We start from the raw sequence: 22,898 nt of genomic DNA, 5'->3' as shown, positions 1-22,898 counted from the left end.
GACACAAATTCGGTTTCTTCCCTACAGTATCTGCCGGATGGACTGTTTCTAACGAGTCTTTTTGGAAAGATGCCAAAAAATTAGTGCCCTACTTGAAACTAAAAGCATCTTATGGACAAGTCGGCAACTCATCGGGTGTAGATGCCTTTTATTACAGAGGACGTATGTGGCCGCAAAACGATGTCTATATCACAGGGGTAAACATGGGAACAAAGCTTGGAGGATATATTCAGGATATACTTCCAAATCCCGGACTGACTTGGGAGAAAGCAAGAATTCTGAACATCGGAATAGATACCAGGCTATTTTCAGACCGTCTATCTGTTACAGCTGAATTTTTCAAAGACAACCGTCATGATATGTATGTAGTTAATAATAAAATCAGTTCTCTTGTCGGTAATGTAAAAGAGTTTAAGCAGAATATAGGCAAGATCAATAGCCATGGAGTAGACTTATCTGCCATGTGGAATTCAACTATCGCAGATTGGAGCTATTTCATAGGGGGAACCTTCTCTTATTCCACGAATGAACTGATTGCAAATGGTGAAGTAGATCAGCCATACGAATGGTTGAAAAATCAGGGACGTCCTTTGGGAGAAAACCGGGGATATATCGCCAAAGGCTTTTTTAACTCATGGGAAGAAATAGCAGCCTCTCCTGTACAAACATTCTCTGATGTCCAACCAGGCGATGTACGTTATGAAGATATAAACAAAGACGGACAGATCGATGTAAACGATATGGTACCCATCGGATATGGAGATATTCCCAAAATCATGTATGGCATTAATCTGGGAGTCGGCTACAAAGGATTTTCGATCACCGCATTGTTTCAGGGAGCAGCAAAAGTCTCTCATCAATATTCGGATATCGTAATGAATCCTTTTACAGACAATGGAACCATATTCGAGCATCAACTTGACTACTGGACACCCGAGCACCAAAATGCAGCATTCCCGCGCTTAACGACACTGGACAATGCCAATCTTAATAACAGGCAAATAAGTACATTAAATGTAGAAGACGCTGATTTCTTAAGATTGAAGACATTGGAAGTTTCTTATGACTTTCCTGCAAAAATGATACAGAAAATCCATCTTAAGGGATTGAGACTTTTCCTTAGCGGAACGAATCTGATTACCTGGACAAAATATAAATGGGTTGACCCGGAAGCACCTTCACTGGCAGCTCCTTTGACGAGAAATATGAGTATAGGTTGTTCCTTAAAATTCTGATAGCATGAAAAAATCGATAATTTATTTAGCAATAAGCGCAACACTGACATTTTCCGGTTGTGATTATCTGGATGACATGCCCTATGACTGGGCACAACCTGATGATATTTTTACGAATGAACAGAATTATCTGAAACCAATCAATCAGGTTTATGCCTATATCCCTGAAGGCTTCAATCACGTAGGAAATGCTTTTTTAGATGCAGCCACCAACGATGGAATAAGTACAATCATAGATTCGGATATCCATAAGTTGTCTCGCGGATATATCACTTCTTCAAATCCGATTGAAGAATGTTGGAATAAGTCATACAAGGGAATTCAACAAGCCATTTTTGCCCGTAAGTATTTGCGTGAAGCCGACTTGGTGTTACAAAATAAGACAGAAGAAGATATCCAGGCATTCAAGGATACTTATTGTGCGGAAACCGAATGTTTACAGGCCTTATTTGAGTTTAACCTGTTAAGACACTATGGAGGTTTTCCCATTGTCGATCGTATTTATGAAGTCGACGATCCTGAACTGCAGACAAAAGCAAGAGACTCTTTCAAGGACTGTGTCAGTCACATCGTACAGTTGTGTGAAAGTGCTGCCGCTGTGTTGAAAGTTGATCCGGAAGGTGGAAATGGTTCTTATGGCCGTATGACTAAAGGGATGGCACTTGCCATTAAAGCCAAGACATTACTTTATGCCGCAAGCCCACTCTATAACAGAACAGATAATAATGACCCACTATTAGGATATACCGATGGCTCGGATGTAACAGAACGTTGGAAGCTTGCCGCCAAAGCTTGTTCAGACGTAATTAACCTGAATGCAGATGGAACTGTCAATCCGAATGGAAATAAGAAATATAGCCTGATAGCTCTTACTACTGCTAAAACGTACGACAAGATCTTTATCCATGCTAACCCTAATCCGGAATATATCTTATTCTACACAGCTGCCAAGGACAATGCTCTGGAAAACAGGCATTATCCCCCTACTATTTCAAAAGATCTGGGAGGAGGTACAGTACCTTCACAGCAATTGATCGATGCTTTTACTATGAAAGATGGAAGCGAATATACCCATTCTTCTGACGGCACAAACATGTATACTAACAGAGACCCGCGTCTGGCAGCAATTATCGGATATGACGGTTCGGCTTATGGGAAAAATACCATCTATACGCGAATTAGTGACAACACTACTATAGACGGACTCAACCAAGTGAAAAACCGTTCGACCAATACGGGATATTATTTGGCTAAGTTCCTGGACAAAACCCTGAACTTCGGACAGGCTAATGTAGGTACTGTTTTCCACTTATTCCCAATGATTCGCTTATCTGATATCCTACTTTCCTACGCAGAAGCCATGCACCAAGCTTACGGCATGAATGCGGATCCAGAAGGCTATGGTTTGACAGCAATAGAAGCCGTACAGAAAATACGTTCCAGAGCCGGATTCGGAATAGATGATAAATTTCTTAATGGGGTGACAGATGACAACTTCATGGAAAAAGTGAAGCAAGAACGTCGTATCGAACTCTGTTTTGAAGAACATCGTTACTTCGATCTGCGACGTTGGATGGATGGCAATCAACTTAGAGAACCTATTGTCGGAATGAAAATAGAGGAAAATGTTTCCGGACTTCATTATACTCGCTTTACAGTAGATGAAGCACGCAATTTTAAGGATTACATGTATTATCATCCCATTCCTCTGAAAGTAATCAAGGAAAGCCCTTCCATTCAACAAAATCCGGGTTGGTAACGGGTATCAAACCTATTTAATAGATAGAAAACATGAAAAAGATAATAATATTATTTATATGTTTCACCAGCTCCATCTGGCATGTCTGTGCACAAACCAAAGTTAGCGGAATTGTCAAAGATGCCCAAGGAATGGAGATGATTGGTGCTACTGTCCTTCAGAAAGGGACTAATAATGGAATAGTGACTGGTTTAGATGGCAAATTTACTCTTACATTGTCCAACGAAGCAGAGCAGACACTTCTTATTTCAATGATCGGCTTTATAGAACAATCTATTGCCATAAAAAAGAATCATCCTTTCATCAATGTCACTTTGGAAGAAGATGTTGCACAATTGGATGAAGTCGTTGTTGTGGGATATGGAACACAGAAAAAGGTTTCCCTGACCGGTTCTATTTCTAATGTCGGGACGCAAGACTTGAAAAGTATGCCTGTATCGAGTGTTACAAATGCTTTAGGCGGTCGCATCCCGGGACTGGTAACCCGACAAGAAAGCGGACGTCCCGGTGGTGATCAGGCTACAATGTTTATTCGTGGGCGCGCTTCATTAAACGATTCTAGTCCTTTGGTGCTGATTGACGGAGTAGAACGGCCTATGGCACAAATCGACCCTGATGATATTGAAACCATTTCCGTATTAAAGGACGCTTCTGCAACGGCGGTATACGGTGTACGAGGAGCAAATGGTGTAATATTGGTAACTACCCGGAGAGGTCGTGAAGGAGAAACTCAAATTTCTTTCTCATCTGAATTCGGTGTTACCTCCTTTAATCGCATATCCCAGACCCTAAATGCAGAATATGTTTCAAGATTCATGCGTGAAGGTGCTATCAATGACGGTTTTGACCCCTCCGATACCGGTAATACTCGCGGTCTTTTCCTGTCAGAGTATGATAACTATCTCTATCGTACCCAGAAAAGCCCGTTTACACACCCAGACAATGATTTCGTGGATATGTTTACGAAGAATGGTTTCCAGCAGAAATACAACGTCAACCTATCCGGTGGAAACAAAACTGTGCGCTACTTTATCTCTGTGGGATACTTCACGCAGACTGGTATGTTTGAAACTGACGTAGACAAAATAAAAGAACACGAAACAATACAAGCCCTTTTAGCAGCCTCGCCCGATGTAGCAAAAGGCTTATACAAAGAAGGCTATGATTCAGAATATAAGTACAGCAGACTCACCACCCGTTCGAATATCGATATCAACCTGACTGAAGATTTCAAGGTATCTGTGAATCTAGCTTATCGTTTCGGAAGCCAGAACCGCCCCTATGGTTATGATTCTGACGGACAAGAAGCACTACGCTTATTTGGTATGTTCTACCGTAATTCTCCACAAGCATTCCCCATCTTGAATGCGAATGGTACCTATGCCGCTGCCGACGGCATATGGAGACAGAACCCGCTCGTAACATTATGCTATTCAGGTTTTTTTCTTAATTTCAACAATAAGCTTGAGACTGATTTTGCTTTTAAATATAACCTAAGAAAGCTGTTAAAAGGATTAAGTATAGACGGAAAGTTCTCTTACGATGCCGGCTGGAGCAATAACCGCAGCATACAGCAGCGCCCTAACATCTATCAATATAATCCTGTAAACGAAACCTATAAACAAGGTCTTGAAATGGTGTTACCAACAAAGGCCACCAACAAAACAGCAGCTACACATCGTAAGTATATTGAAGCAGCCGTTCGCTATAAACAATCCTTCTCCGGGCATAACGTATCCGGACTAGTACTTTATAATATGAGTTACACCTCCACTCCCGGCGGACGCTATTCTTACGTGCCTCATATCTATCAGGCTTTAGTAGGACGTGTGAACTATGATTATGAAAATCGCTATCTACTCGAGGTTAACGCAGGTTATAACGGTTCAAACCGTTTTGCGGAAGGCCACCGTTATCAACTCTTCCCTGCAGCATCAGTAGGATGGGTACTGACTAATGAACCTTTCTTTAAAGAAAATCCAATCTTAAGTTTTACTAAACTACGCTTCTCTTATGGTGAAGTTGGTAATGACAAGCTGGGAGGTTTCTCTTACTATTATCGTTCAGGATATGATGAAGGATTAGGTTACACTTTTGGAGAGACACATAATCCTGCGATTAAAGGTCTGATTCAAGGAAAAAGTGCCAATGAAAATATCACATGGGAAGTGGCACGGAAATACAACTTAGGACTTGAGACAAAATGGCTGAAAGACAAAATATCTGCCAGTATTGACTTTTTTAAAGAACGTCGTAGTAACATCTTATGTGAGCCGGAAAGATATTCTCAAGCAGCCGGCTCAAACGGACTGGCTCCCATAAACTATGGTATCGTAACAAATCAGGGATATGATCTGGAAATTGGATATCAAGATCAAAAAGGAGATTTTGGATATTCTGTAAAAGGGATTTACGGATATGCCCACAATGAGATTGTCGAAAAAAGTGAATCAGTGAAACCCTATTCCTATATGTCACAAACCGGCAATCCTATCGGACAGTTTATCGGCTATATTTCCGACGGATTCTTCAGTTCTTATGAAGACATAGCAAGTTCTCCCGTTCAGTTCGGACAAGTAAGCCGACCTGGAGATATTAAATATAAAGATTTAAATCATGATGGAGTGATCGATTCTAACGACCAAGCTCCTATCGGCTACAATCCGGTACCCGAAATGACTTTCTCTCTTGCTGCCGGTTTGAACTGGAAAGGAATTGATTTTAGTATATTGCTTCAGGGAGCTGCCCGTTCATCCATCTATCTGCAACAGGATATTGCATGGGATAATTTCTGGGGTAATTATTACGAAGAGCACATCGGAAGATGGACACCGGAAACAGCAGCAACAGCAACGTACCCACGTTTCACTAAGGCAGCCACTGCCGCTCATCCTAATTATTATAAATCTGACTATTGGTTGAAAGACTCCAAATACTTGCGTCTGAAAAACATTCAGTTAGGTTACACTATACCTCGCAAACTATTGAAAAAATTCGGAGTACGTTCACTTAGAGTATATGCGAATGCCTACAATCTCTTTACATGGGACAACGTAAAGAAGGTAGACCCTGAATCATCGAACAATAGTAATGGACAATTCTATCCACAACAAAAAGTAATAAATTTTGGTATCAACCTGAATTTCTAATGTTTGAAATGAATAATTTATGAGAAAACTATTTATATCCTTTGTAACGGCTGTCCTGCTTGCCAGTTGTAGTGCAGATAGCCTGATGAAAGAAACCGAACTGGATCTTACGGATACAGAGAAAGTTTATTCGGACATTACATTGACCCGTAAAGTTGTATACGACTTGTATGCACGTATGCGCATGGGAAGAGACCGCCATGGTAGCTTTGGTTTTTTGGCAAACATGGGTAGTTCACCTTGTATGCTTGACAATGCAACAGACGATGGAGCTGGAAATACAACCCGTGCCGGAGGTGCAGTGATTCCCGCACTCGAGAAATTTATCAAGGGGGGAATCGATGCTTCCAAAGGTTTGATTGGCGATGACCATCCATGGACATTCTATTATAAGGCCATTCGTTCTGCAAACACATTCCTAAACAACGTAGACCGTTCACCTTTGGAGGATGCAGAGAAGATTTCCTTGAAAAACCAAGTACGCTTTCTGCGTGCATTGTATCACCACGAACTGTTTCGTTTCTACGGAGCATTAGTAATCGGAGACAAAGAACTCGATCCGTTACTTTATGATGAAATCAAACGTGAATCGTTAGAGACCACCGTCCGTTGGATTGCCAATGAATTCAAAGAACTTGCAGAACCGGGAGTATTACCCGACAAATACGATGCGGCAGACTACGGAAGAGCTACACGGGGAGCAGCCCTAGGCTATCTGGCACGCACACTACTTTATGCAGCAAGCCCTCTACACAATACGTCCGGAGTGACCTGGAAGGAAGCGGCTGATGCTGCCTATGACATGATTGAATATTCTGATGGCGGAGATTTTTATCGTTTATATGAAGATCCGACCACTCCGGAAAAAAGTTACACACGATTATTTAATACCCGTGCCAACGGCGAGGTTATTATGGGATTCCTTCGCGCACCGGCAAATGACCTTTACGCAATGATGCCTGCCTTTGACCCCTGGAATGTAAATAAAGAACTACTGACTTGCCCGAACCAATGGCTGGTAGACTGTTATGATATGCTCGACGGCTCACAGCCCATTCTCGGTTATGAATCAAATACGAAAGCCATCATCAACCCGAACTCCGGTTACAATGTAAATTCTCCTTATGCTAACAGGGATCCTCGTTTGGCGCAGAGTATTCTATGTGATGGTGCTACCTGGCCTTTAGTCAACGGTAAGCCAGCTACAATAGACCTGTCAAAATCATATAGATGGGGAAGTGGATACTTCCTGACAAAGTTCCTGGATGACCGTATCGATCATCGAAAAGGTGGCACCACTTACATGGACTTTCCAATGATGAGATATGCAGAAATCCTGCTCGATTATGCAGAAGCCGAGAATGAAGCTGAAGATACGAATACAGCCAGAGAAAAAGCAATAGCCCAGCTTAACAGGATACGTCGTCGTGCCGGTATCACGACAGACTTACTGGCCGCAAATTATAATCAGGCAACCCTTCGGGAACGCATACGCAAAGAACGCCGTGTAGAACTTTGTTTTGAAGATCATCGATTCTTTGATATAAGAAGATGGCTGATAGCAAAAGATGTAATGAGGTTACCGGCTGTCGGAATAAAGAAAATTAACGGTGAATATCAACGGGTAACTTTAGATACACGAAACTATAACGAGCGCATGAACTTGGCTCCAATACCACAGGATGAAGTTAATAACTGCCCGAATATCTACCAGAATCCAGGATACTAATCTAAATAGAATGTTTACTTAAAAAAATAAAGTCATGAAAACAAATAGTATAATTGCATTAATTCTGTCAATCAGTTTATTTGGATTATTCGGTTGTGCAGATAAATATGAAGTTGATTATGAAGCACCTGTCAAAATTGAATTTACAGGTGTCGATCAGAACAATAGAGTATCATTAGAGAAAGGAGTTGCAGAATACACAGCAACTGTTAAAGTTCAGGGAGAGATCATGAGTTTTGAAATTTATCAGGCAGACTCCAAAACCGGAATGCAGGGAAGTCTGATAGAAGAAACTGCCCAGTCATTTGAAGACGGAACCGCTAATTATGAGACAACTTACAAGTTTACTTCTTTAAAAGAAAATGCCTGTATTACAGTAGTCGTTCTAGGTACCGACGGCCATACGTACCAACGTAACTTATTGGTAGAGATTACTCCTTCTGTTTTATTCTCCGATCCAGATTACGGAAAAGATGGAGAAATAGTAGAGACAGCTTCAGCTTATTATGGTTGTTATTATGCAACATGGCTTCTTGGACGCACCTATATGGCTGCTGATGCCATGAAATATACAAACGAAGTCGATTTCTCACTCGGAGATATTATCTTGCCTTCAGGAAGCGAAGCTGTACCAGCTCTTGTTTCACCTGCTAAAAGAAGTAATTATGGTTTGATGACAATTAGCGGTTTGCAACACACATTATTTGCTGAAACCTCTTTATCACAAGCAGAATTTAATGCAATCTCCCAAGTAGATGCAACTCCAATAGAACGTCTGGCAGATCCAACCTCCGAAGTCTTAGCTATTCAGGCAGATAAAGTTTACCTGTTCAAAACTGCCAATGGAAAGAAAGGATTGATTTGCATACAAAAAATAACAGCAAAAACTGGTACTATCGAAGTCTCACCGGATAATTGGGTAGAAAACACTAAATACTCATGGGTACAATTACTGACTAAAACCGTGGCGAAGTAAAGCTCCCATTCAAGATACTTTCTCCAATGATCGTATCATAGAATAATTAGAAGAATAGAGAAGTTCTCGGTTTCTACGAGCTTCTCTATTCCTGTTTTCCCAATAGAAGAAAGAAGAAATCTATCATTCTACCATTTTTTTTCCTTTATTGATTAGTATTTTTCCTTCCTTCTCTGATATCTTCCCTACTTTTGCGAAAAGTCATCATGAAAAACTGAAGTTAATTAAATCACAATAATTATGAATCTGAAAAAACATTTACCCTGGCTGGGAGCCCTACTCCCCATTGCTAACACACAAGCAGAAACAAAACCTAATGTAGTAATTATCTATATCGATGATATGGGTATCGGTGATATAGGTTGTTATGGAGGTAAATTCGTTCCTACTCCTAATATTGACAAGTTAGCACAGGACGGACTATTATTCAACCAATATTACTCTTCTGCGCCGGTTAGCTCTCCATCCCGCTGTGGATTAACCACAGGTCTCTTTCCTCTTGAAGTAGGAATCAACACTTTCCTGAATGACAAAGCTGCTAATAAGAGATGCGAACAACGTAATTTCCTGGATGATAAGTTGCCTTCCATGGCGCGTGCCTTCCAAAATGCAGGTTACTCAACAGGACACATCGGAAAATGGCACATGGGAGGCGGACGTGACGTGCACAATGCTCCTTCTATTAAAAATTACGGTTTTGACGAATACATATCAACCTACGAAAGCCCGGATCCGGATCCAACAATCACTGCAACCAAATGGATCTGGTCGGATAAAGACAGTGTAAAACGTTGGAGACGTACCGAATACTTTGTAGATAAAAGTATTGAGTTTGTAAAAAAGCACAAAGACGAACCCTTCTTCCTAAACCTATGGCCGGATGATATGCATACCCCTTGGGTACCGGAATTCAAACAAAAGGAAAGAAAAAGCTGGGAAACACAAGAAGCATTTGCTCCTGTACTTGCAGAAATGGACAAACAACTCGGACGTTTCATCAAAACCCTGGATGAGTTGGGAGTGGGAGAAAATACAATCATTATTTTCACTAGCGACAATGGTCCTGCACCCAGCTTTAAATCTGTACGTTCCGCTTATTTGAGAGGAACTAAAAATAGTCTTTATGAAGGTGGAATCCGTATGCCGTTCATCGTTAGATATCCAAAGAAAATTAAAGCCGGACAGGTAAATAACGAGTCTGTATTATGCGCAGTAGATTTATATCCGACTTTGTGTTCTATAGCCGGAATCAAAACAGAAAAAGGTTACAAAGGCGATGGGCAGAACTACTCAAAAGTTCTTCTCGGTAAATCGGAAGCCAAACGCAAGACCGATTTAATGTGGGATTTCGGACGAAACAAACATTTTGGCTTTCCAGGAAACCCTTATGACAGAAGCCCTCATTTAGCTATACGTAGCGGAAAATGGAAATTATTAGTGAACGGTGACGGAAGCGACGCACAACTATATGATATGGAAAAGGATAAGTTCGAAAAGAATAATATTGCAAATGAGCATCCTGATTTGGTTGCCAAGTTGAGCAAGAAAGTATGTAAATGGTTTGAAGAAAACAAAGACAAAGGAAAAGAGTAATACAGTGAAAAACAAATTATAAACCAACATTAAACTTATGAATTCTAAATTTTTACTATTACCAACCGCCTTGATGGTTGCTGGACATTCTGCAGCAGAGGCCAAAGGAAAAAAGTCCGATCAAAGACCCAATATCCTGGTAATTCTTGCAGATGACCTTGGCTATTCTGACCTGGGATGCTACGGTAGTGAAATCCACACACCTAATCTGGACAAACTGGCAAAACAAGGAGTACGCTTCAATCATTTCTATAACACCAGCCGTAGTTGTCCGACGCGTGCTTCCCTGCTAACAGGACTGTATCAGCATCAGGCAGGAATCGGACGTATGACCTTCGATGACCACCTGCCGGGATACCGGGGGACACTCTCACGCAATGCCGTTACCATCGCAGAGGTATTGAAAGAATCAGGATATGCTACCAGCATGGTAGGTAAATGGCACATCGCAGAAACTCCACTACGCAAAGACCAACGCGAATGGCTCGCACATCACGTATACCACGAAACCTATTCTGATCTTTGTCATTATCCGGTGAATCGCGGATTTGATAACCACTATGGTACTATCTACGGAGTAGTAGACTATTTTGACCCATTCAGTCTGGTAGAAGGTGAAGTACCCGTGAAAGAAGTACCCGACGGATATTACATCACACAGGCGCTTTCAGACCGTGCAGTGAAAGAAGTGAAAGAGTATGCCAAAGACGATAAACCATTCTTTATGTACCTGGCTTACACAGCACCACACTGGCCATTACATGCACTGCCGGAAGATATTGAAAAATATAAGGATACTTATAAAGTAGGCTGGGAAGCTATCCGTAACGCCCGTTACGAACGTCAGAAACAGCTTGGTATATTCCCTAACATGGATAATTTCCTGTCTGATAGACAGTTCAAAGATAAATGGGAAGATAACCCACATGCTGAATGGGATGCTCGTGCCATGGCTGTTCATGCTGCCATGATCGACCGTATGGACCAGGGAATAGGACAAGTAATCGATGCTCTGGAAAAGACAGGACAACTTGAAAATACACTGATTTTATTCCTTTCCGACAATGGATGCAGCAATGAAGATTGTCAGAACTACTCTCCCGGAGAAAATGACCGTCCTGATATGACACGTAAAGGGGAGAAAATGGTTTATCCTCATAACAAAGAAGTGCTGCCTGGCCCGGAAACAACTTATGCTTCACTGGGAGCACGCTGGGCAAACGTAGCCAACACACCGTTCCGTTTTTGGAAAGCCAAATCTTATGAAGGAGGAATCTGTACTCCGATGATTGCCCACTGGCCAAAAGGTATCAAGAAGAATGTCGGCAAAACGACTCCCGAAATCGGACATGTGATGGACATCATGGCTACTTGTATCGATATGGCAGGCGCCACTTATCCTACCCAATACAAAGGAAATGACATCATCCCATTGGAGGGTAAGAGTCTGGTTCCTATCTTCAAGACCGGACATCGTGAAGGACATGACTACCTTGGATTCGAACATTACAATGAACGTGCATTCCTCTCTAATGACGGTTGGAAACTGGTTCGTCCGGGAGAAAACGCTAAATGGGAATTATACAACCTGAATGAGGACCGGAGCGAAATGCATAATCTGGCAGCACAATACCCTGAAAAAGTAGCTGAAATGACAAAGGCTTACGAAGCATGGGCTAAACGTTGCATGGTAGAACCTTACCCGGGACAGAAAAAGAAATAAAGCCAACTCAATTAATTAGAAAGAGTACTCGATTAATTATTTTATATTTGACTCCTGTCGGAAAATATCCAATGATATTGCACGACAGGAGTTTTTTTATATGCTTTTATCCCTTCTTTATCAAGCCTCACCTGAAATCGGAGGCTGACCTGTATACTCCTTAGGCAGTACACCATATTGCGCTTTAAAACATTTCGCAAAATAAGAAGAAGAAGTAAATCCTACCTGCGCTGCCACTTCAGAAATCCGGGTACCGCTCACAATCAGTTCAGCGGCTCTATTCATACGAAGTGTCTTCAAATAATCATTAGGAGACATTCCGGACAAAGCCTTTATCTTCCGATAGAAATTAGAACGACTCATATTCATCTGTTCCGCCAAAGTATCTATCGAGAAGTTCTCATCCGCCAACTGTTCGGCTATTACTCCCTGTATCTTCGCTATAAATTCACAGTCTTTTTGAGACATCGCAAAATCCGTTGTCGAAACAGCAACCGTATCTCCTGCCAAGCTCACCATCAATTTATGGAAAGACTGCCTCAACTTCAACAGATTCTCGATCTGCATATGGAGCTGTTTAACAGAGAATGGTTTCTCAACATATACATCCGCTCCACATTCAAGTCCTTCGACTTTAGACTCCAAAGTGGTTTTCGCCGTCAACAAAATAACCGGAATATGTGAATAAGAGATTTCAGACTTCACCTTGCTGCAAAGTTCCAGCCCATCCATCTCCGGCATCATAACGTCACTCACTATTACATCCACGTTTTCCTGCGCAAGCACTTCAAGCGCTTCACGACCGTTGGAAGCCCTCAACACACGGAACCACTCTGCCAATGACTCACGAGTCAGATTCAGCAAATCAACATTATCCTCAACCAACAGAACTGTAAACTTCTTCCCTGAATACTCCGAAGAAATCGTTTCAGAAGCATCCGCATGCTCCGGGGATATTTCTACAATATCGCTCGTTTTTTCCGTCTCCCACTCTTTGACCGGAAGAGACAGTATAAACGAAGAACCACCTCCAATATTATCTTCCAGACGCAAATCTCCCTGATGAGCTTCTGCCAAAGACTTCGCAAAAGCCAATCCGATGCCAGTGCCTACTGCTGTGGCCACCTTATCGTCAGGCAGTTGATAGAAAGCCTCAAATATCTTTTGTTTCTGTTCATTTGGTATTCCGGGACCATCATCGTTCACTTGTATCTCATATCCCCCATCAGTGACAAGCAGCTTCAAGTCAATACGCGCATGCGCATATTTGATGGCATTTCCCATCAGATTGACAAGAATCTTACTTAATTTGTCCCTATCCACCGTAGACACCAGCTCTTGTTCAGGCACAGTCAGTTGCAAATCAATACCTTTTAATTCAGCAGGACTTGTAAACTGATTATAAACGTCACTGACAAGTTCTTTAATATCACTCTTTTTCAAATTCAGATGCAGCGTACCACTCTCCATTTTCTGAAAATCAAGCAATTCATTAGTAATCCCCAACAGATAATTTACATTTTTATCTATCACAGACAAATACTTGAGATCTTTTCCTTCATGCTCTTTCTCTAATAATTTCTCCAAAGGAAGCCGTATCAAACTAAGCGGAGTACGTATCTCATGTACCAGATTGATGAAAAAGCTAATCTTCGACTTATAAACTTCCTGTTCCTTGGCAGTCTGGTATTTTTCCATCCGCCGTTTATATTTGCGTTTAACACGGAGGTTCCATCGCCAAGCCATCCAGCCGATCCATCCCAACAGCATGAGGACATAAACGAAGTATGCAAAGGTACTACGCCACCAGGGAGGGGTAATCACCACTTTTAAAGTGGTAGTGTTCTCGTTCCACTGACGATCATTATTAGAGCCTCTGACTTCGAACAAATACTCACCGGGAGGCAAATTGGTGTAAGAAGCCATATTGTTATCGGTATTCATAATCCATTCCTTGTCCACTCCCCGAAGTATGTAAGAATACCGGTTCTTCCCCGGATCTTCAAAACTAAGAGCGACAAAACGAATGGAGAAACTATTGTTTTCGTAAGATAAAGTCACCTTATCAGCCATATAAAGCGGTTTATCCAACTGAAGCAGTTTCTTCACCTCCTGCTCATCGGTTTGATAAGACAACCGGATATCGGTCACATAAACCGGAGGAATATATTTGTTATCTACAAACTGTTCCGGCTGGAATACATTAAAGCCATTGATCCCACCAAAATACAATTTTCCTTCGGATGATTTCAATGAAGATCGAGCTATAAACTGATTCCCTTGCAAGCCGTCATTAATCGTGAACTGGCGGAAATGATCTTTGGTAACAGGATTAATCTTAAAGATTCCGGCATTGCTGGATACCCAGAAATCACCTCCCTGATCTTGCTCAATCGCATAAATAACCTTGTTAGGTAATAAAGTATTATGCGGGTCAAACTCAATGAATCTTTTCTCTTTAGCATCAAAAGAACACAGTCCTCCCCCATTCGTTCCAAACCACATGGTTCCTTTCGTATCTTCAAATAAAGTAATGACCGAATTACTGGTGATCGTAGTCGAATCTTCCCGTTCATGCTGATAATGTTTCCAATGAGCATTCATTGTATTGTAAGAAAACACACCACTATTGGAAGTCGCAATCCAGAGATGATTGTACATATCCTCATAGATATCGACAACAGAAACCATTGAACCGACACTTGTGATGGTCATAAAGTTATCTCGAGCAGCGTCATAACGACACAATCCCCAACTCGTTCCTACATAAATTTCTCCTTTTCGTCCTTTATAAATACACAACACATCGTTGCTACAAATCGTATTGGGGATTCCACGAGAATGAGTATAGGCTTTCACTGCCCCTGTGCGTAAATTGATAACCCGTATTCCTCCGGCATAAGTACCGATCCATAAATAGTCACCATCCAGCATTAGAGAACGAATGTCATACTTTTGATTTTTAGTTCCTCCTATTGCATAAGGAGAAAGCTCCCGAGTAGCAGCATTGAAAAAATACAAACCGCTTTGAGTTCCAATCCAGATATTCCCATCCTTATTCTCACAGAAAGGAGCAACGACCTCCCCCGCTCCCGGCACTCCGGACAGATAGGCAGGCGAATAATAATCAAAGCGTTTAGTCTGCTTGGACATATAGTTAATCCCACCCAAATTGGTCAACACCCAAAGAGCCCCTTCGGCATCCCACATCATTCCATTGATAGTCTGGTCACTCAAACTTCTCGGATCGGCGGGATTATCCGCCCGCTGGAATGTGTTTGTATTTTGATCGAACAGATAAAGCCCGTTATCCGTTCCTACCAACAGCTCTTTATCCGTATACTTCAACAAACAATGAACAGCTCCGAAATTAAACGCCGAACCACTGTAATTGTCTATAGCTTCAGTTCGTTCATCCAAACGGCTCAACAGGTTACTTCCCGCACCAATCCAGATTTCTCCATCGATATTCTGAATACAGTTCACCTTATAACTATCAGAGGCATTTGTTTCCAATGAGATTTCGTATGCCCGGAGAAACTTGCCATTCTCGTCAAAACACAACAAACCTTCCTGTAGAGAAGAGATATACACCCTCTTTTGATCGGCACTCTGACAAAGGTCCCACACAAAAGAAGTCTGAACACTATTTTGAGTCAACACCTCTGTTTTCGGATCATAAATAAAAAATCCCTGTCCCAAAGTAGCAATCCAGATAAGACCATTTTCTGTCTTTACAATCTTTTTAATCTCACTACTGATATACACACCATACTGCGTAGTTTTATCAAAGTAAGAAAAACGATCGGTATCGCAGTCATAAATATAAAGTCCGGAGTTTGTTCCGACCCAGATACTCTTGTCCACCTCTATCAAGGCTTCTACGAAATTATTTTCTAATGAAAATTTGTCGTTGAGAACATTTCGGTACACTTTATTGCCTTGTCCGTCATAACGGTTCAGTCCGTCACTGGTACCCAACCAGATAAAGCCATAACTATCTTGAAGGGCGCACCACACGGTATTATGAGACAATCCATCTTCTACTTGATATTTCTTGAACGAAAAATAAGGAGACGCGGATAGTGTTCCGGTCCAGAAGACCAGCAAGCATATTAGTATTTTAGTTAACTTCATTCTACGTGTTTTTTATTCAATTATCGGTTCAGCCAAGGTTCAGGATTCAACTTTTCTTTCTCCCTACGCAACTGGAAGTGCAATACCGTCCGTCCATTATCCGTACCGTCAGAAAAGACCTGACCGATGGATTGCTTCGTCTTCACCGTATCACCGGCTTTGACGGATGCAGAAGAAAGATTGCAATAAACAGAAATATAATTGCCATGACGAATGAGGACATTAAATAATCCGTTCAATTGGAACACAGCCGCCACCTTCCCATCAAAAATGGCACGCGCCTGTGCACCCGGTTTTCCCTGAATATCAATACCCTTGTTATCCAGTTTCACGTTGCGCAACCCCTCTACGGCATATTGCCCATAACGGCTGGTGATAATATAAGCGCCGGATATAGGCATTGGCAATTTCCCGCGATTCGCGGCAAAGTTACCTGATAATTCCCGATCCGCCTTACTCATGGTATAAGCCTCAAGAGGTTTCGATTTGGCGACCGTTTCCGTTGCGGCGGATTTTCCCTCCTTGCTTTCCTCTTTCTTACGGGCAGCCGCTTCACGACGAGCCTCTTCCTGCGCACGCTTACGGGCACGCTCTATTTCTTCCGCAATTAATTTATCGATGCGGGCATTCAGCTGATTGGCTTCCCTGCGTTTTTTATTTATCTCATTCTGCAATCCTTTCTGCTTCTTTTGCAGATTAGTCACTAACGTGCGTTTCTCTTTTTCCTGCTCTTCCAACTTCACCTTTTCGCTCTCACGTTCTTGCAGCAGGTTCTCTTTGGCGGCTTTCACTTGCTGACGTTCCGCTTTCTTCTTGCGTATCTGCTCCTGTTTCTTTAGGATTTCTTCCCCTTGCAGACGTTGATAAGTGGCATATTCACGAACATATCGCATACGCCGATAAGTCTGCCCCAGATTCTTTGCCGAAAAAATAAACATGAGCTTCTCCTCTATCGACTTATTCTTATACAAGTACTGGACAGAAGCTTCATATTTCTTCTTTTTATCTTTCAAATCCTTCTCCAGCCCGTGCAACTGGCGCTCCAACGAAGCCAACTCACGCTGGATAGCCTCCACATCATTGTTGATAGCCATGATATAGCGTTTCCGCTCTTCAATCTGTCCGGTCAACACAGCCAGACTATTCAACTGGCTTCCCACATCTTTCTTTGTATCCTTCAATATAGATTCCGATTCGGCAATCTGCTTTTGCAGCGCACCGCGTTTACTTTCCAGCTCACGAATCAACTTGTTCGATTGAGCGAAAAGAGGAACTGCCAACCAAAGGCAACTGATTAGAATAACAAAGAAACGTTTCATCATAATAAAGCTACCAGCATTTTTACTAATTCTTCCAAGGGAATCTGGTTGTATTTGGACGTCAGTTCCGTCGGAGTCATTGAAAACTCTTGTGTGGAAAACTCATAAAGTTGGACTTTAGCCTTTTCTAATGAAGGAATTCCTATATCTTTTCCTGTCAGCTCTGTCTTTCCACCAGGAAGAGAGGCATCCATCAATATCTTTTCCAAACGGGAAAACTCCACATTCTTCGACAATACATTTTTCAATTCAGCTTTAGTGGCACGAACAAAGCGTTTATTCATCCTGTCTACCAATAAAACTTCGTCGGGAGTAACTTCTATACGTGCCACTTCTGTACGCAGAATAGGCATCAATAAGGAGATTTGTACCCGCTCATGAGTTTTCATCTTCATGGTTCCCCCTACAGACATGCTTCCCTTCTTGCCGGGAATAGTCAACTGAAGCTTGGAAGCCAGGTAACTGGATGTCGGAGCCTTTGTCGAAGTCTTAGTTTCCGAAGTTGCCAAGTGTTTCGAACTCTTACAGCCGGCCAACACCACTACCACCAACAACAGTAGATAAATGATTCTTTTCATTCCGCAATATATTTCTTCTTCTCTATTTTCTGTTTCAACGTTTTCGACTCGCTACCCATTTCCAGTGCCTTCTTCCAATATTTCAACGCACCTTCCACATCGCCGGTCATAAAATAAATATCTCCGCAATGCTCCACAATCACATCACTCTTCTCGCCGTCGTTCTTCATTGCATTATCAATATAGATACGGGCTTCGGCATAGTTTCCCTTTTCAAAAAGAATCCATGCATAAGTATCGAGATAGGTCGAATTATTAGGTTCGGCTTTCACCGTTTTGTAACTCATCTCCTCCGCCTTGTCCAAGTCACGACGTTCCACAGACAGATAATAAGCATAATTATTTAATGCGCCAATATTGGAAGGATTATATACCAAAGCCGAATCGTAAGCAGCATAAGCCTCCGTCATTTGTTTCTTGGTATGATAAATATCCCCCATGATAGAATAAAAATCTGAAATGACTTCTTTTCTGGTATCGGGAGTTATATGTTCCAATGCTCTATTACAAACACTCAATACACTATCTCCCTGTTCTGCCTGATGATAAGCGATAGCCAGATAATAATAAAGTTCCAACGCATCCGGAGTAGCTTCAATGCCCGGTTCGCAGACCTTGATAATTTGCTTGTAATCTTCCTTTTTCACCGCCGCGCTAACCAGCATCAGACGGGCAGCCTTATTGGTAGGATCCAGATCAACCACCTGCTCCAATACCGGCACAGCCTCTTGTTCCATATTCTTCGACAACAGGTATTGAGAATAAAGCATCGGTATCTGCGGATCATCCATATCCTGCTTCATCATCCGGTCAAACAAGGCAATCACCTGAGTGCTATCTTTAGCGGACGACTGTTCATTTTCCGCAATCACCTGTCTCATGACACTGATTTTAGTATCAGAAGTCACCTTTTTGTTCAATAACAACGTATCCAGTTGCTGTTGATACAATTCTTTCTGCCCGGTCTGTTCATAGTAAGAAGCCATCGAGAAGAGAGCCATCGGATTATCAGGCTCTACAGCCAGTACCTTCTGGTATGCATCATAAGCTTCCTGCTTTTTCCCGTTCTGAAGATATACATCTCCCAGTATCACCTGATAACGCATATCCATCGGATATTCCTGTACCAGACTTTCTATTTCCTGAAATGCCTTCTTATCATCTTTCATCTGAAGATAAATCCGGAATTTCTCCATAGACAGCTGCTCATTCTTACCCAAACGTTTCTCTAAACGATTCAATGTAGAAATGACATCATTATACTTCTCCTGGCGACTGTAAATATCAAGAAGGCTGAACAAAGGGTCCTGTTTCGACGGGAAACGGGTCACCATCTTCTCAAGCAAAGCCGCAGCCTTATCCAATTCATTTTGTTGCTGGTACAAACTGACCAATCCCTGACTATACCAATAATTATCAGGCGCAAAAGCCACTGCCTGCTCCAAAGCAACCTGACCTTGCGGCACCTGGCGAAGGAACATATAATATTGCGATATTTCATAAAGCGCAGAAGAAGCAGTGGGGTTGATATCCAGACAATGCTGTAGTAATCCAAATGCCGCATCATACTCATTCTTTCCTTTCATCCGCATGGCTTCTAAAAAGAAGTAGTCATATTTACGCTGTTGTTCAGCAGAAAGCAATGTTTCCTTCATCAAAGAAGCTCCATCTGCTTTCGCTGTTGTTTTTGCTGTACGCACAGACCGGATTCCCCCACATGAAGTGAGCATCAATACCGTCACGAACAGCCATCCTATTTTTATCTTCATTCTATTTTCTCCATTAAGCATTCATCATACTCCGGTATGTCCGAAACCACCGGCTCCCCGTTCTGTTTCATCCAGCACCTCTACTTCCTGCCATGCAGGCTGTTCGTGCTTCGCTATCACCATCTGCGCGATACGTTCACCGTCTTCAATCACAAACGTTTCAGAGGAGAGATTGACTAAAATGATACAAACTTCCCCACGATAATCCGCATCAATCGTACCCGGAGAATTGAGCACCGTAATCCCTTTCTTGATCGCCAGTCCGCTACGTGGACGAACCTGTGCCTCAAATCCCTTCGGCAAGGCGATATACAGTCCTGTCGGCACCAGACAACGTTGCAACGGTTCCAATGTGATAGGTTCAGAAAGATTAGCACGGATATCCATTCCTGCGGACAATTCAGTGGCATAAGCCGGAAGCGGATGCTTCGATTTATTGATAACTTGAATATTCATAAATGCATGTTTACTATTTAACGGGCGAAAATACACATTTTGAACTGAAAAATAGTTAAGTTTGCAGTTAAATAATGTACCTGTAGCCAATTTGCGAATGGTAAACACTAAAATTATAGATAAAATGATGAATTGGAACCAATTAATATCAGCGAAACGTTTCGGAATGGAAGAATTCCATGAGGAACGACAGGAAAACCGATCCGAATTCCAACGGGACTATGACCGTCTTATTTTTTCGGCTCCTTTCCGCAGATTACAGAACAAAACGCAAGTATTCCCTCTACCGGGCAGCGTTTTTGTACACAATCGACTTACGCACAGTCTCGAAGTCGCCAGCGTTGGCCGTTCACTCGGGGACGATGTTGCCAAAGCACTTCTGGAACGTCATCCGGAACTTCAGGATTCTTTCCTGCCGGAGATCGGTTCTATCGTTTCGGCTGCTTGCCTGGCACACGATTTGGGCAATCCGCCTTTCGGTCATTCAGGCGAAAAGGCCATTTCCACTTTTTTCTCTGAAGGCAAAGGAGTTCGCCTGAAAGAGAAACAGCCCAACGGAGAGCAACTTTCTCCGATGGAATGGGAAGATTTAATACATTTTGAAGGAAATGCAAATGCCTTCCGAATACTTACACATCAGTTCGAGGGACGTCGCAAAGGCGGATTCGTTCTAACATACACCACTCTGGCTTCTATCGTAAAATACCCCTTTTCATCGAGCCTTGCAGGAACAAAATCCAAGTTTGGCTTTTTCGTCAGCGAAGAAGAAAGCTTCCGCAAAATTGCAACAGAATTAGGACTGATATTGCTCAACGAACATCCTTTAAAGTATGCACGCCACCCGTTAGTTTATTTGGTTGAAGCGGCAGACGACATTTGCTATCAGATGATGGATATTGAGGATGCATATAAACTGAAGATTCTCACCACAGAAGAGACTAAAAAGCTATTAATGGCCTATTTCAGCGAAGAGCGGCAGGAACATCTCCGAAAAACATTCCTGATTGTTAACGATGTCAACGAGCAAATCGCTTACCTGCGCTCTTCCGTCATCGGTTTATTGATCCGGGAGTGTACCCGTGTCTTTTTAGATCATGAACAAGAAATCCTGTCCGGCACGTTCGAAGGATCACTAATCAAGCGCATAGCCGAGCGTCCGGCAGCAGCCTATAAACACAGCGTCGAAGTATCTATCAATAAAATCTACCGTTCACGGGACGTACTGGATGTTGAACTGGCGGGATTCCGCATCATCAGCACCCTGCTCGAATTGATGATAGATGCCGTAACCTCACCCGAAAAGACTTATTCCAAACTCCTGATCGACCGGGTTTCCAGTCAATACAATATAAAAGCGCCCGTACTCTATGAAAGAATACAGGCGGTACTTGACTATATATCGGGAATGACCGACGTCTTTGCTCTTGATCTTTATCGTAAAATTAACGGGAACAGTCTGCCTGCGGTGTAACCACTTTAGGAGTAAACACCTCTTCCCCTTCACAAGAAGACAATCTCAACGCATCCGGATGGCTTTCAATAAACGTCTGGATGTGTCGAATCCGCTTATCTTCGAGAATTTCGTCTACAGCAATCAGAATACCGGTTTCTTCCACATCACCGAATTCATAATTGATAGCTGTTCCGAACATACGCATAGTAGGGCTTAGGCTCATATATGCATTTACCAACGGAGGAATATTATATCCCAGTTTACGAATTTCACAATTCAATATTTTATAATCTTCCTTGAAGGAATGCTTGCAAAACAAAGCACTCAGCTCGTCTTCGGAAGTCTCAAGTTTCAGAGGCTCGATCGGAGTGACAAGTTTCTCTTTGTCATAAAAATGTTTCTTAAGGAAATGAAGAATCATATCACGGCCACGACGGTGATAGCTTGGATACATGGTCACTTTGCCAAAGAAATATTTCACATTCGGCATAACAACAGTCAACGCTCCCAATCCATCCCACAGATTATCTAAAGCGAACAATCCTTTACTTCCGGCACGGGTAGACTGATATTCAAGCGTAACGAACGAACGTCCCAACTCAATTGTCTGTGGCAAATATTCTTTAATAAAAGCATCGGAGAAATGAAACATATGGGAAGTAGCCAGAATCGGAGCACCTTTTTCATCAAAACGCACGTCCGTACCAAGCAGATACCGGTAACCACCCAGAATTTCTTCCGCTTCCGGATTCCATACGATCAACTGCTTGTAAGGGTGTTCCATCGTGTCGTATTCATCAATATCCATTGACAGGCCTGTACCTCCACCAGCAGCACGGAAAGCTATTTCACGCAAACGACCAATCTCTCTCATCACATTAGGAGCATTCTGATGAGTAATAATATAAATCTGATTATTACTCTTATTCGTCATTCGTAAGCGTCTGTCTTCCGTCAATTCTGCCTTTAGCAGTTCTTTGCTTACCGGTTTAATAATCTCTTCCATATTCCTTGTTATAGTT

General features: G+C 42.2%; 14 protein-coding genes. 8 read left to right on the top strand and 6 right to left on the bottom strand.

The window, feature by feature from the left end; genetic code table 11:
* From ACT8YW_RS08995 to ACT8YW_RS08965, 7 genes are all read left to right on the top strand, one after another.
* The coding region (locus ACT8YW_RS08995; protein WP_444104675.1) for a SusC/RagA family TonB-linked outer membrane protein at positions 1 to 1,235 on the top strand (1,235 nt) is incomplete at its 5' end.
* Between the two features lie 4 nt (positions 1,236 to 1,239).
* Positions 1,240 to 2,994 (top strand): RagB/SusD family nutrient uptake outer membrane protein, encoded by a 1,755-nt coding sequence (locus ACT8YW_RS08990; RefSeq protein WP_444104674.1) that lies wholly within the window; start codon positions 1,240 to 1,242, stop codon positions 2,992 to 2,994.
* Between the two features lie 32 nt (positions 2,995 to 3,026).
* Complete coding sequence (locus tag ACT8YW_RS08985; protein WP_087320732.1) at positions 3,027 to 6,143, top strand: SusC/RagA family TonB-linked outer membrane protein; 3,117 nt, start codon at positions 3,027 to 3,029, stop codon at positions 6,141 to 6,143.
* Between the two features lie 19 nt (positions 6,144 to 6,162).
* Positions 6,163 to 7,872: a RagB/SusD family nutrient uptake outer membrane protein gene (locus ACT8YW_RS08980; RefSeq protein ID WP_087320737.1), complete on the top strand. Its 1,710-nt coding sequence runs from the start codon at positions 6,163 to 6,165 to the stop codon at positions 7,870 to 7,872.
* Positions 7,873 to 7,906: 34 nt separating this feature from the next.
* Positions 7,907 to 8,848, top strand: a complete 942-nt coding sequence (locus ACT8YW_RS08975) for a hypothetical protein (RefSeq protein ID WP_444104673.1) — start codon at positions 7,907 to 7,909, stop codon at positions 8,846 to 8,848.
* Positions 8,849 to 9,088: 240 nt separating this feature from the next.
* Positions 9,089 to 10,441, top strand: a complete 1,353-nt coding sequence (locus ACT8YW_RS08970) for a sulfatase-like hydrolase/transferase (RefSeq protein ID WP_270604180.1) — start codon at positions 9,089 to 9,091, stop codon at positions 10,439 to 10,441.
* Positions 10,442 to 10,478: 37 nt separating this feature from the next.
* The gene (locus ACT8YW_RS08965; protein ID WP_444104672.1) at positions 10,479 to 12,164 is read left to right on the top strand and encodes an arylsulfatase; all 1,686 of its coding nucleotides are present in this window, start codon (positions 10,479 to 10,481) and stop codon (positions 12,162 to 12,164) included.
* 120 nt (positions 12,165 to 12,284) lie between these two features.
* Here ACT8YW_RS08965 and ACT8YW_RS08960 read toward each other — a convergent pair whose 3' ends face one another.
* From ACT8YW_RS08960 to dut, 5 genes are read right to left on the bottom strand one after another with little or no spacing between them, the layout of a single operon-like run.
* Positions 12,285 to 16,301: a hybrid sensor histidine kinase/response regulator transcription factor gene (locus tag ACT8YW_RS08960; protein WP_444104671.1), complete on the bottom strand. Its 4,017-nt coding sequence runs from the start codon at positions 16,299 to 16,301 to the stop codon at positions 12,285 to 12,287.
* Positions 16,302 to 16,321: 20 nt separating this feature from the next.
* Positions 16,322 to 17,623: a murein hydrolase activator EnvC family protein gene (locus ACT8YW_RS08955; protein ID WP_444104670.1), complete on the bottom strand. Its 1,302-nt coding sequence runs from the start codon at positions 17,621 to 17,623 to the stop codon at positions 16,322 to 16,324.
* Complete coding sequence (locus ACT8YW_RS08950; RefSeq protein ID WP_008024136.1) at positions 17,620 to 18,198, bottom strand: DUF4292 domain-containing protein; 579 nt, start codon at positions 18,196 to 18,198, stop codon at positions 17,620 to 17,622. Before ACT8YW_RS08950 ends, ACT8YW_RS08955 begins: the two co-directional genes overlap by 4 nt.
* Positions 18,195 to 19,967, bottom strand: coding sequence for a tetratricopeptide repeat protein (locus tag ACT8YW_RS08945; RefSeq protein WP_022200118.1), 1,773 nt, complete (start codon positions 19,965 to 19,967; stop codon positions 18,195 to 18,197). The genes ACT8YW_RS08950 and ACT8YW_RS08945 overlap by 4 nt, the downstream gene beginning before the upstream one ends.
* A gap of 24 nt (positions 19,968 to 19,991) precedes the next feature.
* Complete coding sequence (dut, locus tag ACT8YW_RS08940) at positions 19,992 to 20,423, bottom strand: dUTP diphosphatase (RefSeq protein ID WP_004307331.1); 432 nt, start codon at positions 20,421 to 20,423, stop codon at positions 19,992 to 19,994.
* A gap of 124 nt (positions 20,424 to 20,547) precedes the next feature.
* Here dut and ACT8YW_RS08935 point away from each other — a divergent pair, with 124 nt between their 5' ends.
* The gene (locus ACT8YW_RS08935; RefSeq protein ID WP_444104669.1) at positions 20,548 to 21,894 is read left to right on the top strand and encodes a deoxyguanosinetriphosphate triphosphohydrolase; all 1,347 of its coding nucleotides are present in this window, start codon (positions 20,548 to 20,550) and stop codon (positions 21,892 to 21,894) included.
* Here ACT8YW_RS08935 and ACT8YW_RS08930 read toward each other — a convergent pair.
* Positions 21,866 to 22,882 carry a GNAT family N-acetyltransferase gene (locus ACT8YW_RS08930; protein ID WP_022200119.1) on the bottom strand — a complete coding sequence of 339 codons (1,017 nt, stop codon included), beginning with the start codon at positions 22,880 to 22,882 and terminating at the stop codon, positions 21,866 to 21,868. The genes ACT8YW_RS08935 and ACT8YW_RS08930 overlap by 29 nt on opposite strands.
* Between the last annotated feature and the right edge of the window lie 16 nt (positions 22,883 to 22,898).

Origin of the sequence: Bacteroides sp., assembly GCF_052357945.1 — a bacterium.
Classification (GTDB): Bacteria; Bacteroidota; Bacteroidia; order Bacteroidales; family Bacteroidaceae; genus Bacteroides.
Note: the sequence above shows the minus strand (reverse complement) of the source record. Positions and strands in the feature narration are given on the sequence as shown.

Excerpts from the sequence above, each read along its gene's own strand:
- ACT8YW_RS08990 (WP_444104674.1), top strand. The coding sequence starts at position 1,240 with ATGAAAAAATCGATAATTTATTTAGCAATAAGCGCAACACTGACATTT.
- ACT8YW_RS08980 (WP_087320737.1), top strand. The coding sequence starts at position 6,163 with ATGAGAAAACTATTTATATCCTTTGTAACGGCTGTCCTGCTTGCCAGT.
- ACT8YW_RS08955 (WP_444104670.1), bottom strand. The coding sequence starts at position 17,623 with ATGATGAAACGTTTCTTTGTTATTCTAATCAGTTGCCTTTGGTTGGCA.
- ACT8YW_RS08975 (WP_444104673.1), top strand. The coding sequence starts at position 7,907 with ATGAAAACAAATAGTATAATTGCATTAATTCTGTCAATCAGTTTATTT.
- ACT8YW_RS08935 (WP_444104669.1), top strand. The coding sequence starts at position 20,548 with ATGATGAATTGGAACCAATTAATATCAGCGAAACGTTTCGGAATGGAA.
- ACT8YW_RS08950 (WP_008024136.1), bottom strand. The coding sequence starts at position 18,198 with ATGAAAAGAATCATTTATCTACTGTTGTTGGTGGTAGTGGTGTTGGCC.
- dut (WP_004307331.1), bottom strand. The coding sequence starts at position 20,423 with ATGAATATTCAAGTTATCAATAAATCGAAGCATCCGCTTCCGGCTTAT.
- ACT8YW_RS08970 (WP_270604180.1), top strand. The coding sequence starts at position 9,089 with ATGAATCTGAAAAAACATTTACCCTGGCTGGGAGCCCTACTCCCCATT.
- ACT8YW_RS08965 (WP_444104672.1), top strand. The coding sequence starts at position 10,479 with ATGAATTCTAAATTTTTACTATTACCAACCGCCTTGATGGTTGCTGGA.
- ACT8YW_RS08960 (WP_444104671.1), bottom strand. The coding sequence starts at position 16,301 with ATGAAGTTAACTAAAATACTAATATGCTTGCTGGTCTTCTGGACCGGA.
- ACT8YW_RS08930 (WP_022200119.1), bottom strand. The coding sequence starts at position 22,882 with ATGGAAGAGATTATTAAACCGGTAAGCAAAGAACTGCTAAAGGCAGAA.
- ACT8YW_RS08985 (WP_087320732.1), top strand. The coding sequence starts at position 3,027 with ATGAAAAAGATAATAATATTATTTATATGTTTCACCAGCTCCATCTGG.
- ACT8YW_RS08945 (WP_022200118.1), bottom strand. The coding sequence starts at position 19,967 with ATGAAGATAAAAATAGGATGGCTGTTCGTGACGGTATTGATGCTCACT.